We start from the raw sequence: 16,089 nt of genomic DNA on the forward strand, positions 1-16,089 counted from the left end.
CGCCCCGGCTCCCCAGAAAAATCCATCCCGCCCCTGCGGTACCGGCACCGCAGGACCGTCCGGCACATCAGGGCCGCAGCCGCGCGCAGGCGGTCGGCCCGGCGGGCCACGCCGCGACCGTCCCATTCTCGGTTCCGATTGGGAGCCGCAATGAGCAGTCTCGGCCCCGCTTGAGGGCCGTGAACGAGCAGTCTCGGCGACGCTTGCGAGCCGTAATTGAGCAAGGAAGGCCTCATGACCACCAACGCCGCACCGCGCCTCACCTGGCGGGAGAAGCTCAGCCGAGCGGACACCAAGGCCATGCCCTACGTGCTGGTGTCCCCGTACTTCATCTTCTTCGCCGTCTTCGGCGTCTTCCCCATGGCGTACACGCTGTACGCCTCGCTCCACTCGTGGAAGCTGGGGAACTCCAACCGGGAGTTCGTGGGCCTCGACAACTACGAGTTCCTACTGACCACCTACGACCGGTTCAACTGGTCGATCGTCAACACCCTCGGCATGTTCGTCCTGGCCACCGTCCCGCAGATCGTCTGCGCCCTCATGGTCGCCAACGCCCTCAACAAGATGGTCAAGCGGCCGATGCTGTGGCGGATGCTCATCCTCGCCCCCATCGTGACCTCGGTGGTCGCCGTCGGCGTCATCTTCGCCCGCATCTGGGGCAACGAGTACGGCATGGTGAACGGCGGGCTCGAGCTCCTCGGCCTGGAGCGCATCGACTGGCAGGTCGGGCGCTTCTCCTCCTGGTTCGCCATCTCCTCCATGGTGGACTGGCGCTGGATGGGCTACAACGCCCTCATCTTCCTGGCCGCCATGCAGACCATCCCGCGCAGCCTCTACGAGGCCGCGACGGTCGACGGCGCCTCGCCCCGGCAGCAGTTCTGGCAGATCACCATCCCCCAGCTCAAGCCGATCCTCATCTTCACGGTCTTCGTCTCCTCCGTCGGCGGCATGACGATGTTCGTCGAACCCATGATGTTCGGCGGCGGGCAGCTCAACGGCGGCGCGGACGGCCAGTTCCAGACCACGGCGATGGTCCTCGTCGACATTCTTCGCACCCACGGCAACTACGGCATCTCCGCCGCCGCCGGCTGGCTGCTCTTCATCGTCATCGGCATCGTCGCCGCCATCAACTTCCTCGTCGTCAACCGCATCCAGGGGAACAAATGAGCACCGCCACCGCGCCCCGCGAGCAAGCGACCGCCGCCACGCCGCCGCCGAAAGCGCCGAAACCCAAGCGCCGCAAGGCCTCCTCGGGAAGCGTCGCCGGCGTCCTCGCCCCGACGATGCTCACCCGCATCGGCCTCATCGGCGTCGCGATCCTCTCGATCTTCCCGATGTACTGGATGATCGTCATCGCCTCGCGCACCACCACGGACGCCTCCGGCTTCCCGCCCGCGCTCCTGCCCGGCGGCAACCTCGGCGTGCACGTCCAGGAGGCGCTCACCAACCCCGAGGCCAACCTCATGCTGGGCCTGCGGAACTCGCTCATCATCACCGGCACCGTCACGATCTCGGTGGTGCTGCTCTCCACAATCATCGGGTTCGCGTTCGCCAAGCTCCGGTTCCGCGGCTCCAAGATCCTCATGGGCACCGTGCTGTTCTCGATGATGGTGCCGCTCCAGCAGCTGGGCATGGTGCCGCTGTACATGGTCATGGTCGAGCTCGAATGGCTCGACACGCTCCAGGCCGCGATCCTGCCGTTCCTCATCAACGGGTTCGGGGTCTTCCTCATGCGCCAGTATGTGGAGCAGGCCGTGCCCGACGAGATCATCGAGGCCGCCCGCATCGACGGCGCCTCCACCCTCGGCATCTGGTGGCGCATCGTGCTCCCCGCGCTGCGCCCGGCGATGGTCGTCCTCGGCCTGCTCACCTTCATGCTCAACTGGAACGAGTTCCTCTGGCCCTTCATGGTGCTGAGCGACGAGAACCCCACCGTCCAGCTCGCCATCCGCCAGATCTCCACGGCCACGTGGTCAGCGGACCTCTCGATGGTCTTCACCGGGACGCTGATCTCGATCATCCCAATCGCGATCCTGTTCGTCATCTTCGGACGGCAGATCGTGCACGGCATCATGGAAGGTTCTGGCAAGTAATGACTGACGACATCGAAACCGCCGCGCTCGCGGCGCGGTTCCCAACCGGGTTCACCTGGGGCGCGGCGACCTCCTCGTACCAAGTCGAAGGGTCGACCGGCGCCGACGGCCGCGGACCGTCCATCTGGGACGCGTTCGTGAACGAGCCGGGCCGGGTGGTCGACGGCTCCAACGGCGACACCGCGATCGACTCCTACCGCAGCATCCCCGAGGACGTCGCCACCATCAAGGCCCTCGGACTGGGCGCCTACCGCTTCTCGCTGTCGTGGCCCCGGATCTGCCCCGACGGCGACGACCGCGTGAACGAGGCGGGCATCGCCTACTACTCCGACCTGGTGGACGCCCTCCTCGCGGAGGGCATCACCCCGTGGATCACCCTCTACCACTGGGATCTGCCGCAGGCCCTCGAAGATGCCGGCGGGTGGCCCGTGCGGGCCACCGCCGAGCGCTTCGGCCGGTTCGCGTCCATCGCGCACGCGGCGCTCGGCGACCGCGTCAAGCACTGGATCACCGTGAACGAGCCCTGGTGCGCCGCGTTCCTCGGCTACGCCTCCGGCGAGCACGCCCCCGGGCGCCGCGAGCCGGCCGCGTCCATCGCCGCCGCGCACCACCTCATGCTCGGCCACGGGCTGGCGGCCCGCGCCCTCAAGGCCGCGGACCCCGAGGCCACGGTGAGCGTCGGGCTGAACTTCTACCCGATCCACGCCGCGACCGAGACGCCCGTCGACATCGACGCCGCTCGCCGGGTCGACGGCGTCCAGAACCGCTGGTTCACCGAGGCGGCCCTGCGCGGGTCCTACCCCGAGGACATCGTCGAGGACTTCAAGGCGATCAGCGACTTCTCGTTCGTCGAGGACGGCGACATGGCGCTCATCAACGCGCCGGTCGACGTGCTCTCGGTGAACTACTACAGCCGCTTCACAGTTACCGGTAACGGCGGTGCGACCTCGGCTTCCGCGGCGCCCACCGGCGCCGGGTCGGCGTGGCCGGCCAACGAGCACATCGGCTTCGTCTCCTCCGGGCTCCCGGTCACCGACATGGGCTGGGAGATCGACCCGGGCGGGCTCACCGAGACGCTGACGCGCCTCCACGCCGGCTACCCGGACGTCAAGCTGGCGGTCACCGAGAACGGCTCGGCGTTCCCCGACAAGATCGAGGACGGGCGGATCCACGACCCGGAGCGGCTCGAGTACGCGCGCGACCACCTGGCCGCCTGCGCCGACGCCGTCGCGGCCGGCGTCCCGCTCGTGGGGTATTTCGCCTGGTCGCTCGCCGACAACTTCGAATGGGCTTGGGGCTACACGAAGCGGTTCGGACTGGTGTACGTCGACTTCGAGACCGGTGAGCGCACGGTCAAGGACTCCGGGCGCTGGTACGGCGACCTGGTGCGACGCGCCCGTGCGAACCGTGAGGCAGAATAGACCAACACTAACGTTGCCCGAGGTGATGCACGATGACCGAGACCCAGCTTGAAGCGCCCGGCGAGCCGTTGAAGAGCGAACGCCGACGCCGCTCCGGCGGACGGCCGACCCTCGACACCGTCGCCCGCCACGCGGGCGTCGGGCGGGGCACGGTGTCGCGCGTCATCAACGGCTCCCCGAAGGTCGCCGAGGACACCCGGGCGGCGGTCCTGGCCGCGATCAAGGAACTGGGGTACGTCCCCAACCAGGCGGCCAGAACCCTCGTCACCCAGCGCACGGACACCGTGGCACTGGTGGTGACGGAGTCGCAGGAGTGGCTGTGGTCGGAGCCGTTCTTCGCCGGCGTGCTGCGCGGGATCACCGAGCAGCTCGCCGAGGAGAACATGCGGCTCATGCTCACCTTCGCCCCGCGCGACGGCAGCCGGGCCGACCTCGAGTCGTACCTGCTCGGGCAGCACGTCGACGGCGTCATGATGGTCTCGAGCCACTCCGGCGACCCGCTGCCGGAACGGCTCGAGGACGCCGGCATCCCGATCGTCCTGTGCGGCACGCCCGTCGGATTCCGCCCGATCGCGTACGTCGACTGCGACAACCGCTCGGGCGCCCGGCAGGCCGTCGAGTACCTGGCCGAGAAGGGCCACAAGCGGATCGGCCTCATCGCCGGCCCGCAGGACATGGCCGTCGGCGTCGACCGCCTCAACGGCTACCGCGACGGCCTCCGCGGCCACCGGCTCCCCGTCGAGGAGACCCTCGTCTCGGTCGCCGAGGGCTTCGACGAGGCCAGCGGCATCAAGGCCGCCCGCAATCTCTTCGACACCGCCGGCGACCTCGACGCGGTCTTCTGCCACTCCGACCCGCTCGCGATCGCGGCCCTCCGCGTCGCCCGCGAACGCGGCATCCGGGTGCCCGAGGACCTGGCCCTGGTCGGCTTCGACGACTCCCCCCTCGCGGAGGTCGCCGAACCGCCGCTCACCACCGTCCACCAACCGACCGAGACCATGGGCCGCGAAATGGCCCGCCTCCTCTGCGGCCGCATCCGCGGCGAAGAGGCCGGACCGCTGGTGACGATCCTCGGCACGAGGATCGTCGTCCGCGAATCCGCTTAGGACACGACAAGAACGGGCCCGGCTCCTCTCGGAGCCGGGCCCCTTCGCTTTGACGGGCGTCAAGCGAGGGTCATGGCGTTCCATCCGGTGCCGTTCATGACGCGGGCGCTGTAGCCGCCAGCGCCGTTGCCCTTGTACAAGTACAAGGCCCCGTCAGACTTCCTGCGGGCCAGCCAATCGGCCTGACCGTCGCCGTTGAAGTCGCCGACGGCGGTCACCGAGTCGTAGCCGACCCAGTTGCAGCTGGTCTTCACAGCAGGCTTCAGGGTGCCGTCGCCGCGACCGCCGTAGAAGTACATGCAGTTGTCGGAGCCGCGGATCGCGATGACATCGGCATGGCCGTCATGGTCGAGGTCGCCGACAGCCGTGATCTCACGCATCGCGTTCCAACCGGTGCCGATCTTCACTCTGGAGCCGACCGTGCCGTTGCCCTTGCCGGGGTAGAGCCACAGGTAGCCGGTGGACTTCTCGACGGCGAGCACGTCGACTCGGTCGTCGCTGTTGTAGTCCTGGCCGCCGATGATGGTGCTCATGGCGTTCCAGCCGGCGCCCACCGTGACCCTCTCGTAGTGGACGCCCTGGTAGCCGTCGCCCTTATAGACGTAGAGGACGCCGCCGGTGGTCCGGACGAGGAGGTCGGCGTTGCCGTCACCGGTCATGTCCCCCGCGGTCTGGTAGAGGTTCATGCCCGGCAGCGCTCCGACCTCGTCGCGTGCGCTGAAGCCGCCTTTGCCGTTGCCGGGGTAGATGTAGCGCCAGGAGTCGGAGGTGCGCGTCGCGAGGACGTCGGTGCGGCCGTCACCGGTGTACTCGTAGGTCCGGTCGACCTCGGTCGTCGGCAGCCGGTGGGCATTCCAGCCCGTGCCGATCACCTGGCCGGGGTGCAGGTCGAACCCGTTGTCAAAGGAGCGAAGCACCATCTGGCCGTTCCGGGCGTCGATGGCGAGGAGGTCGCCGTACCCGTCGCCGTTGTAGTCCCCTCCGGCCGCGAAATGGCGGAAGGTGCGGGCGGGGTCGGCGTCGCCCAAGCCACTGGGGACGTACATCGGTTTGAAGAGGTCGAAGGTGCCGTCGCCGTCGCCCCAGTAGATGTAGTACCAGTCCGCATCCCTGGTGCGGGCGAGCAGGTCGATGGTGCCGTTGCCGTCCATGTCACCAGAGGTGGCGATGGTGTCCATCGCGTTCCATCCGCCGCTGCCGGCCACGGTCCGCGCCGCGAAGGTGCCGTCGCCCTTGCCGGGGTAGAGGTAGAGCTTCCCGTCGGCGCTGCCGACCGCAAGGAGGTCGATTTTCCGGTCGCCGTTGTAATCCCCGGCGGACGTGAACAGGCTGAGCGCGTTCCAGCCGGTACCCACGGTGATCCGCGAGCCGAGGCCGCCCTTGCCGTTGCCGGGGTAGGTGTAGAGGGTCCCGGTACGAGGGTCGCGGGCGAGCAGGTCCGCGAAGCCGTCACCGGTGAGGTCGCCGGCCATCACCATGTCCACCCCGCCCCAGCCCGAGGCGACCGCGACACCGGCGTCGAAGGTGCCGTCGCCGTTGCCGGCGTGGTAGGTCAACTGCCCGGTTGCGCGTTTGACGGTGAAGAGGTCGTCGTGGCTGTCCTCGTTGTAGTCGAAGGTCGTGGTGAGTGCGCTGAGTTCGGTGGTCTTCCCTCCGCCCCATGAACCGGCGGCGTCGCGGACGTCGATGAAGAACATGCTCGAATTCGTCTGGGGTGTGACCGTGATCGTCGTCGTGGTCGTGTCGCTCAGGTACGTCGACTCCCTGGAGCAGGTCGCCCGGATGCCGGTGCAGTCCACGGCCACCCAGGTGCGGTTCTGGTTCGGGAAGCCCTCGTCCGCGACGGTCACCTCGACCTCGACCGGCTCGCCCACGTAGTACGGACCGTCTTCGACTTCGACACTCACCAGCCTGGGCGCCTTGGTGTCCACCGTGGCACTGCACGGCGAGGGCCGGTACACCACGCCGGTCGTGGTGGAGGTGAACGTGTACGCGACGAAGTACTCGCCGTCGGCGAGCGCGCGGGCCGCGGGGATGCTGACCGAGGAGACCGAGCTCCCGCTGGCCGCGACCGGGGCGGATTCGAACACGACCGCGCCGGTGTCGGCCCTGGTGAACGTCGCGGACCAGGTGAGCCCCGGCGGAATGAGGTCGGGCCGCCAGGTGCGGAGGGGGAAGTTCCCGTAGTTCGGTGTCGAGTCGGTGGTGACGCCGTAGGGAAGGTTGCACACGGTGGCGGTGCCGGCGATCTGGAGGTAGTAGAAGCCGACGGTGTCGATGTAGACGTCGAGGCGGGCCGAGGCGCCGTCGAAGCGTGCGGTCTCGGCGCTGTCGGTCATGGCGAAGGCGACCGCTTCCTCGCGCTCGGGTCCGCCCCAGGCGGAGCCGACCGGGGCGGAGACGTCGTAGATGGCGGCGCCGTCCGCGCAGGTGCCGGAGACGGCCTCGCCGACAACGGTCGGGCGGTCGGCCCAGGTGACGGCCGGAGAGTAGTCGTCGACGCGGTCAAGGTCCGGCGCGACGCACGAAGCTCCTTCAGCCGCGTCGATGCGAAACGTAGCCGATTCGGCCTGGAAGTGGAACTGGTGCCCTTCCGAAGAGGAGATCTGCTGGAGATCGGGCCAGCGGAATCCCCAGTAGGAGGACGCCTGGGCCTCGGCGGCGCACGTCGGGTCGACGAGCTTGTCGCAGTAGGGACCCGCGACCGCGTCGCCGGTCTCGCCCGCCGCTTCGAAGTAGGGCTGGTCGAGTCCGGCCTCGCCGCTGAGGACCGCGAGTTCGGGGGCGGCGGAGGTGACCGCTCCCCAGGTGCCGTGCACATGCGTGCTGATACCGAGTTGCGTCGAGAGTTCGATCGGGTAGTTCGCGGTCGCGAGCGCGCTTTCGGTGAGGCCGAGTGTGAGCGCACCGCCTTCGCCGAGGGCGAGCGTGACGGGCTCGACGTTGCCGGCGGCGTCCCTGACTGTGAACGGCGTGGACCATTGCCTTGCCATTCGCCCCTCGATGACGTCCCAGTGCAGCGCGCCGTCGGCGACGCTGAGCGCAGCATTGCTGTGGCGCGGGGCGGCGGTAAGGCCCGTCGCGAGGGCCGTCCAAGCGTCGGCGTCCGCGGCGGTGAAGCGCAGCTCCGTGCCGTCCTTCGCAAAGTCGACGGCGAAGTCCAGCCCGGCGGCGAGTTCGTCGTAGAGAGCGGCGGCTCCGGAGTACGACGGCACAGGCGTATCGCCGCTCCAGTCGATCATGCCCATGCCGGTGAGGAGGAGCGGGTCGGTCGCGTCGGTGTACTTGAGGTACGTGCTCGACGCGGTGGCGTGGGTCAGTGTGCCGTCCTTGACCACGAGGGTGCGGTCGATGTACGTCCCGTCGGCAGCGGGCAGCGCCGGCCCGGCCGTGGCGACGAGGTGCAGCTGGCCCTCGGGCGTGGCGTACACCGTGGAGTGGGTAAAGGCGCGGCTGCTGACGCGCACTTCGACATCGCAGGTCATCGCCGTTTCCAGAGCGACCGCAATGGAGGCGGGAGCGGGCGGGCTGGCGAGGGCGTCGCAGTCTACTGAAGCCGTGGTCTGGGCCTGCGCGCTCGGCGCGGCGAGAAAGGCCGCACCGACCGCGGTCGCGGTGAGCGCGGCGAGGCGCTTGAGGAGGCGGCCCCGAGAGGGGATTCGGTTCATTCAGGTGTCCTGCGGGTAGGGGGGTTTCGGGTTATGGGCGGGGCCGTTCCGGCGGCGTCGGTGACACGCTCACCTTCCGCCACCGGTTGCACTCACTTCGCAGCAATTCAGCTATGACCTGCGATACTGCTCGGCTCGGGGCTCGTGATGCGACGGTTGGGGCCGCGACCGGTTCGGGTCGCGGCCTCCGTCCACGCGGTCAGGATCAGGCGATGAACTTGATCGAGTTCCAGCCGGTCCCGATCAGCGCGCGGGCGCTGTAGCCGCCGGCGCCGTTGCCCTTGTACAGGTACAGGGCCCCGTCGGACTTGCGGCGGGCGACCCAGTCGGCGTGGCCGTCGCCGTTGAAGTCGCCCACGGCGGCAACGGAGTCGTACCCGACCCAGTTGCAGCTCATCTTGACCCCGGCCTTGAGGGTGCCGTTGCCGCGACCGCCGTAGAAGTACATGCAGTTGTCAGAGCTGCGGATCGCGAGTACGTCGGCGAGCCCGTCGTGGTCGAGGTCCCCAGCGGCGGTGATCTCACGCATCGCGTTCCATCCGGTGCCGATCTTGACGCGAGTGCCCACGTAACCGTTCCCCTTGCCCGGGTAGAGCCACAGGTAACCGGTGGACTTCTCGCGCGCGATGAGGTCGATCTTGCCGTCGCCGTTGTAGTCGTGTCCGGAGGCGATGGCGCTCATGGAGTTCCAGCCCGTGCCCGTGGTGATCTGCGGCGCGTAGAAGAACCAGCCGTCGCCGTCGCCGCCGATCATCGTCAGGGCGCCGGTGACATCCCGAGTGAGCAGGTCGGGCTTGCCGTCGCCGTTGAAGTCGCCCGCCGTTTCCACAAGCGTTGCGGCGTCGAGGAGTACACCGAGGTTCTGGGTCGATCGGAAGCCTCCAGACCCGTTGCCCGGGTAGAACCTGAGCTCGCTGTTGCTGCTGCGGATGCCGTACAGGTCGGCGGCGGTGTCGCCGTTGTAGTCGTAGGCGCTGTCCACGGTGATGGCCGGGAGCCGGAAGCCACCACCGAACTTCGAGAGGACCGTCGAGGTGATCGCCCCTCCCATTTCGCCGTGCAGCAGCAACTCACCAGTGCGCGCGTCGACGGCGATGAACTCCTCATTGCCGTCCGAGTTCTGATCGCCCACAGCCGTCAGCTGGGTGAACTCGGCCCAGGAGCCGTCAGCCCGCTTACCGCCGATGCTCTGGTGCGAAGTGGAGTTCGCGACGGTGCCGTCGCTCTCGGTCTCCACTGTGCTGCTTCGGATGCCCTCCGAATGGTGGAAGTACAGGTCGGGTTGGGTGTCACCGTTGCCGGTCGGAGCGATGGTGGTGACGCTGTCGTAGCGGCCCCAACCGTAGCCGCCGGTCGGGGGAGCGACCTCGATCCGGGAATCGAATGTGCCGTCGCCCTTGCCGGGGTAGAAGAAGAGCTTCCCATCGGACTTGCGGAGCCCGTACAAGTCGAAGCGTCCGTCTCCGTTGAAATCGCCTGCTGAAGTGAAGCTGCTGATCGCGTTCCACCCGTTCCCGACGAAGCGCCGCGAGGCGAAGCCGCCGCTGCCGTTGCCGGGGTAGGTCCAGAGGTTCCCGTTCTTCGCGTCGCGGGCGAGCAGGTCAGGGATGCCGTCCTCGGTGAGGTCACCGGCCATGACGATGTCCATCTTGCCCCAGTCGGCGCCCTTGTCGACGGGGGTGCCGAGCTTCCCGGTGCCGTTGCCCGGGTAGTAGAGCAGGTGCCCATCACTGAGCCGGACCAAGTAGAGGTCCTGGTAGCGGTCGCCGTTGTAGTCGTAGGTGTTCGGCGTGGCGCGCAAGTCTACGAATGAGGACCAGTCGAACTGCCCTGAGTCGTCCTTGACTTGGAACATCGCCGAGCCGAACGAGTCTTCCAGTTCGAACTCGAAGGTTGCCGTCGTCTCGTCGTCGAGAACGATTTCCTCGGCGCCCTCGCACAGCTCGCCGCCGTAGCAGCTGACGTTCAGGTCACCCCATCCGTTCGGGAAACCCTCGTCTGCGACGTCGACATCGACCGAGACGGTGTCCCCGATGTAGTACGGGCCCGGATCGGGTTCGACACCGATGATCTCAGGAGCGGCGGCGTCCACTGCGAAGTAGCAGGTCTTGATCCTGGTGTGGTCGACTGCACTAGAATCCACAGTGTACTCAGCCCGGTAGAGGCCCTGACCGAGGACGTCCTCTGGCGGCAGCTGCACCGAAGGGCGATGAAGATCGGGGGCCGCTTGCGGCTCGGTCGCCACCAGCAGCTCACCGGAGTTCACGTCGTAGACCTTGGCCGACCAGGTCAGTTCGAGGTCGATGAGGTCCGGCCGCCACGTGTCGATCTGCTGGTTCCCGCCGAGCGTCGTGACGGCACCGCGGTAGTACGCCGGGGTGCTGCTTGACGTGCTGCAGGTACTGCTCGGGATCGAGAAGATGTAGGCGACGATGTCGAAGTAGACGTCGAGGCGGGCCGAATCGCCGTCGAACCGGGCGGTCTCGGGGCTGTCGGGCATGGTGAACGCCGCCGGGAACTGGTGGTAGCTGTTGTTGTTCCAGACCCGGTCGACCAGCGCCGAGACGTCGTATGCCGCCGTGCCGTCCTGGCAGCCGCCACTGGTCGCGGAGCCGATGGCGTCCGACGAGTAGGACCAGGTGTATTGCGGACGGTAGTCCGCGATGCGGTGGAGGCCGGGCGCAACGCATTGAGTGCCCTCCGCGGCGTCGACCTGGAACGAAGCGGAAGCGACGGGATACTCGAATCCCTGGCTGGCGGTCGCCCGAAGGTTGTGGATCATCGCCCACGGGAAGCTCCAGTACGAGCGCGCTTGAGCCTGAGTCGCGCAGGTCTCGTCCGTGAACCCATCGCAGTAGGGGCCTGCGAGCGCGTCACCGGTCTCTCCGGCTGCTTCGAAATAGGGTTCGTCGTACCCGCTTTCGCCGCGGAAGACGGACAGGTCCTCCACGGCTGAAGTCACCGAACCCCATGTCGGGACCGGGAAATTGTCATAGGTCCACTGGGTGGTGAGCTGCAGCGGGAATGCGGCGTTCGCGACCGCGTCCTCTGGTGCGGTGATGGCGAGTCGGCCGGTTTCGGCGTCTGCGGAGAGGCTGATGTCGATGGCGGCGCCTGCCGCGTCGCGGAGGGCGAACGGCGTGGTCGACTCGACGCGTGCGCTCGGCCGCTCAGTGGTTTCGGCGAGGACTGTGATCCACCCCCCGGCCCCCACCCGGATGTCCCCGTCCGATTTGAGGGTCAAGCCCCCGGCGAGGTGGCTCCAGGCGGCGGCGTCGGCAGCGGTGAACAGTAGACCGGCAGAGGCCACATCGAGGTCGACGGAGAAGTCGAGGCCGGGGGCGAGCTCGTCGTAGACCGCGGTGGTACCGGCGTAGGTCGGCAGCGGCGTCTCGCCGTTCCAGACGACTTCGGCGTAAGGGGTGTCGATGAGCGGCAGATCGGCTGGCCCGTCATCGGGGAACGTGAACGGCCAATCGGTCGAGGTGGCCACAAGGACGCCGTCAGCAGCGGTGATCGTCGCGTCGGGCTTCCCGAGAGTGTCGTATTCCTGGACCGGCGCGGCGGTTGCGACATAGTGGAGCTGGTGCTGCGGCGTCGCGTACACCGTTGCATAAGGCGAGCTGCGGTTCTGGATGCGCACCTCGACTTGGCACTGGTCAGCGGTGTCGAGGGCGGATTCGAGGCCGCTGGCGGTCGGAGTCTCGCCGAGGGCAGCGCAGTCGATGGCGGTGGTCTGAGCCGTGGCTGCACCGGGGTAGGTGAGCAGCGCGGCGCTTACGGCTGCGGCGGTCGCCGCGGCGATCCGCTTGGGCGCGAGGCGCTTCGGGGGGAGAGTGCGGTTCATTCAGATGTCCTGGAGGGATGGCGAGGGGTTGCGGGTCATGGAGTGCCGCTGACGGCATCGACTACACGTCGCCGAAACGCGACAGGTTGCGATTGCTTCCCCATTGTAGGCAGCGGGACTCCGGCATGGGGTCCGCTGATATTCGGGCTCGGAGGACGGGAGAAGGACGGGCCGGAGAGGCCGCGGACGCGACTTCTCCGGCCCGGATTCATTGGCTCCTAGGCGATGGCGTTCGCCCAGGTCCAGCCGGTCGCGATCTGGGATCGCGCACTGTAGCCGCCGGCGCCGTTGCCCTTATAGAGGTAGACGGCTCCGTCGGACTTGCGGCGGGCGATCCAGTCGGCGTGGCCGTCGCCGTTGAAGTCGCCTACGGAGGCCACCGAGTCGTAGCCGGTCCAGTTGCAGCTCGTCTGGACACCTGCCTTCAAGGTGCCGTCGCCGCGGCCGCCGTAGAAGTACATGCAGTTGTCGGAGCTGCGGATCGCGATGATGTCGGCGTGGCCGTCGTGGTCGAGGTCGCCCGCTGCCGTGATGTCGCGCAGCGAGTTCCAGCCGGTGCCGATCTTGATCCGGGAGCCGATCGTTCCGTCGCCCTTGCCCGAGTAGAGCCAGAGGTAGCCGGTGGCCTGCTCGCGGGCGATGACGTCGACCTTGCCGTCACCGTTGTAGTCGCTTCCGGAGACGATGGCGCCCATCGAGTTCCAGCCGGTGCCGATCTGCTTCCGGGCGGCGTAGTCGTACATGCCGTTCCCCTTGCCGGGGAACAGGTACAGCGCGCCGGTGGAGCCGACTCGCCCGATCACGTCGGAGAAGCCGTCACCGTTGAAATCGCCGGCGGTCTCGATCAGGTTCAGGTTCTTGAGGTCCGTGCCCCACGAACCGATCGGGCCGAAGCCGCCCGCGCCGTTGCCGGAGTAGAAGTAGAGCTTCCCGTCCGAACCGCGACGCACGAGGACGTCGGTCTTGCCGTCGCCGCTGTAGTCATAGGTGCGTTCCTCGTTCACCGCGGCGAGGCGGTTGCCGCCCCAGCCGGTGGCGACGACTTCGCCGGAGTGCACGGCGGTGCCGTTCCCGTTGAGCGAGTGGAGTTCCAGTTCACCGGTGCGCGAGTCGACGGCGAGGAGGTCCTCATTGGCGTCGCCGTCCTGGTCGCCCACGGCGATGATCTGGTTGTAGCGGTCAGAGCCGGAGCCGTCCAGCGACGCCGCGATCGTGACCCGGCTGCCGAGGTTCCCGGTGCCGTCGCCCTTGTAAAGGTAGTACTGGCCGGTGAGGGAGTCGTGGGCGAGCAGGTCGGCGTTCCCGTCGTCGTCGAGGTCGCCGACGGAGGCGAGGGTGTCCATGACGCCCCAGCCGGTGCCGACTGCGACGCGCGGATTGAACTCGCCGAAGCCCTTGCCGTCGTAGAAGTAGAGCTTGCCGTCGGTCTTGCCCACGGCGTACAGGTCGATGTCGCCGTCCGCGTCGAAGTCCCCGGCGGCGGTGAACGCGCCCATGGCGTTCCAGCCGTTGCCGACGAAGATGCGCGATTTGAGGCCGCCCGCGCCGTTGCCCGGGTAGGCCCACATGTTGCCGTTCCTGGTGTCCCTGGCCAGCAGGTCGGCCTTGCCATCGGCGTTCAGGTCGCCGGCCATGACCACGTCCATGGCACCCCAGCCGGTGCCGACGGCGACGCCGGCGGCGAAGGTCCCGTCGCCGTTGCCCGCGTGGAACATCAGCGCCCCGTCGGACTTGCGGACGACCATGAGATCCTCGAACCGGTCGTCGTTGTAGTCGCGATGGTCCAAAGTGGCGGTCGCGGACACGGTGCTGGCGGTGATGAACTCGTTGCCCGCGTGGTCCTCGGCGTGAACCCACCATTGGGAGATGGGTCGGGTCATCGTCGTTTCGAGCACTGCCGTACCGGGACCGGTGAGCAGCACGCTGTCTTCGGTCCCACCCAAGGTGTTCTTCAACCAGATGTTGATCTGGTCCTGCTCGTTTACGAACTCCTGTTCGCTGAGGGACACTTCGATCGAGACGGTGTCTCCGATACGGTGCGGTCCGGGTTCGACGACGATGTCGGGCTTGGGTGTCGCGGTGTCGACGACGACATGACACGGCAGCGCGGCGTGGACGATCCCGGCGATGCTCGAGGTGATCTCGTAGTCGATCTCGTAGGTGCCTTGCGACAGGCGGCCCGGCGCGATGGCCCCGGCGATGTGGCCCCCTTCGGGCCAAGGTTCCGGCGCGATCGTCAGCACCGTCTCACCGGTGGCCTGATCCTTCACGACCGCGGACCAGCTCAGGCCGAGGTCGTAGACGTCCTCTCGCCACACTTCGGCGTACAGAACCTCGTCAACCGAGTGCGCATAGAAATCGGGGGCGGTCGGGTCGGTCGAGCACCACAGGTTCGTGTTGAGGCCCGCAATGTCGAAGTAGACGTCGAGCCGGGCCGAACCGCCATCGAAGCGGGCGGTCTGCGCGGTGGCAGCGGTGCTGAGCGTGATCGGCTTCGCGGTCTCGAAGTCGTCCCAGGCATCCGCGACGAGACCAGTCAGGTCGTAGACCGCGGTTACCCCTTGGCATGAGCCGGAGGCGGCGGATCCCGTCACGGCCGGGCGGTCGTTCCAGGTGTCCGTGGGCGAGTAGCTCTCTGCGAGATCGAGGTCGGGCGCGACGCAGTCCGCGCCTGCGGCGGCGTCGACCTTGAAGACCGCAGACGTCACCGGGTATTCGAATTCGTAGCTGACTGACGGGTCTCTCACGCCGTTCACGCTCGAGCCGAAGTTCCAGAAGGCGACAGCCTCGGCCTCGACGCAATCCGCGATCGCGGCTGCGTCGCAGTAGGTGCCCGCGACCAAGTCCGCGCTCTGGCCGGCCGCCGTGAAGTACGGCTCGTCCAAACCCGCTTCGCCACGGTAGATCGGCAGGTCGGGCGACGCGGAAGTCACTGCGCCCCATTCGTTGGCGGTCTCAGACCGGTCGGCCCACTGCGTCGTGAGCGTCAGCGGGAACGCGGCGTCGGCAAGGACCTGGTCGGGGAGGCCGAGTGTGAGTGCCCCGTCGTCGGCGACGGCGAGGTCGACCCTGTGGGTCGCTCCATCGGCGTCACGGACGATGAACGGCGTCGTCCCTTCGACGAGGTACTCATCGTATTCAGGGTCGACGCGAAGTGCGCCGTTGGCTGCCAGCAGGGGTCGATACTTTCCCTCGGCGCGGAGCCCGGTGGCGAGTTCGTGCCATGCGGCGGTGTCCGCGGCGGTGAACTCCAGGCCGAAATTGGAGACGCCGACTTCGACGGAAAGGTCGAGCCCGGAAGCGAGTTCGTCGTAGAGGGCGGTCGTGCCGCTGTATGTCGGGATCGGAGTGTCACCGGTCCAGTCGAAGATCGCCAACCCGGTTTCGATCAAGGGGAAGGTCTGGTCGGTGTTCTGAAGGAAGACCGACCAGGCGGTATTGGTCTGCGAAAGCGAGCCCTCGAAGTCGGCCAGTACCGGGTCCGGAGCGCCGTCGTCGTCGTACTCCTGGATCGCTTCAGCCGTCGACACCAGGTGCAACTGGCCGTCCGGCGTCACCGACACCGTCGAGTGGTGCCAGGAGCTGCCGTTCACACGGACTTCGATCCCGCAGGCCTTGGCGATGTCGAGCGCAGGGCCGATGCGAACCGGGGTCGGGTTGTCGCCGAGGGCGGCGCAGTCGATGCTCGTCTGGGCCGCCGCGGGGCCGCCGGGGTAGGCGAGCAGGGTCGCTCCGAGGGCGGCCGCCGTGGCCGCCGCTATGCGGCCGATGCCGCGGCGGCGGGGCTTCTCGGGGGGAGCTTCGTTCATTCAGATGTCCTTGGGGGAGTTCAAGGGGGTTATGGGTATTCGGCCGGGTACCGGCTTCGGTTACACGCGCATCGTGAGAGAACGGTTGCAGCGCAGAGACGGAAGGCCCGCCCGACGTTGATTCGTCGGGCGGGCCCTCCGTGTT

At 67.9% G+C, this 16,089-nt stretch carries 7 protein-coding genes; 4 read left to right on the forward strand and 3 right to left on the reverse strand.

Annotation, left to right across the window (positions count from 1 at the left end):
* Positions 1-234 precede the first annotated feature (234 nt).
* Genes O1R50_RS21535 through O1R50_RS21550 form a run of 4 tightly spaced genes read left to right on the forward strand, consistent with a single transcriptional unit; the run spans position 235 to position 4,620 of the window.
* The gene (locus tag O1R50_RS21535; RefSeq protein WP_270112279.1) at positions 235-1,167 is read left to right on the forward strand and encodes a carbohydrate ABC transporter permease; all 933 of its coding nucleotides are present in this window, start codon (positions 235-237) and stop codon (positions 1,165-1,167) included.
* A complete protein-coding gene (locus O1R50_RS21540) occupies positions 1,164-2,093 on the forward strand; it encodes a carbohydrate ABC transporter permease (protein ID WP_270112280.1) in 930 nt (309 codons plus the stop codon). The genes O1R50_RS21535 and O1R50_RS21540 overlap by 4 nt, the downstream gene beginning before the upstream one ends.
* A complete protein-coding gene (locus O1R50_RS21545; RefSeq protein ID WP_270112281.1) occupies positions 2,093-3,514 on the forward strand; it encodes a GH1 family beta-glucosidase in 1,422 nt (473 codons plus the stop codon). The genes O1R50_RS21540 and O1R50_RS21545 overlap by 1 nt, the downstream gene beginning before the upstream one ends.
* Positions 3,515-3,546: 32 nt before the next feature.
* Entirely contained in the window at positions 3,547-4,620 is a 1,074-nt protein-coding gene (locus O1R50_RS21550; RefSeq protein WP_270112282.1) for a LacI family DNA-binding transcriptional regulator, read from the forward strand.
* 59 nt (positions 4,621-4,679) lie between these two features.
* Here O1R50_RS21550 and O1R50_RS21555 read toward each other — a convergent pair whose 3' ends face one another.
* From O1R50_RS21555 to O1R50_RS21565, 3 genes are all read right to left on the reverse strand, one after another.
* On the reverse strand, positions 4,680-8,288 hold the full coding sequence (locus tag O1R50_RS21555) for an FG-GAP repeat domain-containing protein (protein WP_270112283.1): 3,609 nt from the start codon (positions 8,286-8,288) through the stop codon (positions 4,680-4,682).
* Positions 8,289-8,493: 205 nt separating this feature from the next.
* Positions 8,494-12,135, reverse strand: a complete 3,642-nt coding sequence (locus O1R50_RS21560; RefSeq protein ID WP_270112284.1) for an FG-GAP repeat domain-containing protein — start codon at positions 12,133-12,135, stop codon at positions 8,494-8,496.
* A gap of 218 nt (positions 12,136-12,353) precedes the next feature.
* Entirely contained in the window at positions 12,354-15,944 is a 3,591-nt protein-coding gene (locus O1R50_RS21565) for an FG-GAP repeat domain-containing protein (protein WP_270112285.1), read from the reverse strand.
* Between the last annotated feature and the right edge of the window lie 145 nt (positions 15,945-16,089).

The organism is Glycomyces luteolus (assembly GCF_027622875.1).
GTDB lineage: Bacteria > Actinomycetota > Actinomycetes > Mycobacteriales > Micromonosporaceae > Glycomyces > Glycomyces luteolus.

What these genes read in the sequence shown, in the direction of transcription:
- O1R50_RS21535 (WP_270112279.1), top strand. Translation starts at nt 235, where the DNA reads ATGACCACCAACGCCGCACCGCGCCTCACCTGGCGGGAGAAGCTCAGC.
- O1R50_RS21565 (WP_270112285.1), bottom strand. Translation starts at nt 15,944, where the DNA reads ATGAACGAAGCTCCCCCCGAGAAGCCCCGCCGCCGCGGCATCGGCCGC.
- O1R50_RS21540 (WP_270112280.1), top strand. Translation starts at nt 1,164, where the DNA reads ATGAGCACCGCCACCGCGCCCCGCGAGCAAGCGACCGCCGCCACGCCG.
- O1R50_RS21560 (WP_270112284.1), bottom strand. Translation starts at nt 12,135, where the DNA reads ATGAACCGCACTCTCCCCCCGAAGCGCCTCGCGCCCAAGCGGATCGCC.
- O1R50_RS21545 (WP_270112281.1), top strand. Translation starts at nt 2,093, where the DNA reads ATGACTGACGACATCGAAACCGCCGCGCTCGCGGCGCGGTTCCCAACC.
- O1R50_RS21550 (WP_270112282.1), top strand. Translation starts at nt 3,547, where the DNA reads ATGACCGAGACCCAGCTTGAAGCGCCCGGCGAGCCGTTGAAGAGCGAA.
- O1R50_RS21555 (WP_270112283.1), bottom strand. Translation starts at nt 8,288, where the DNA reads ATGAACCGAATCCCCTCTCGGGGCCGCCTCCTCAAGCGCCTCGCCGCG.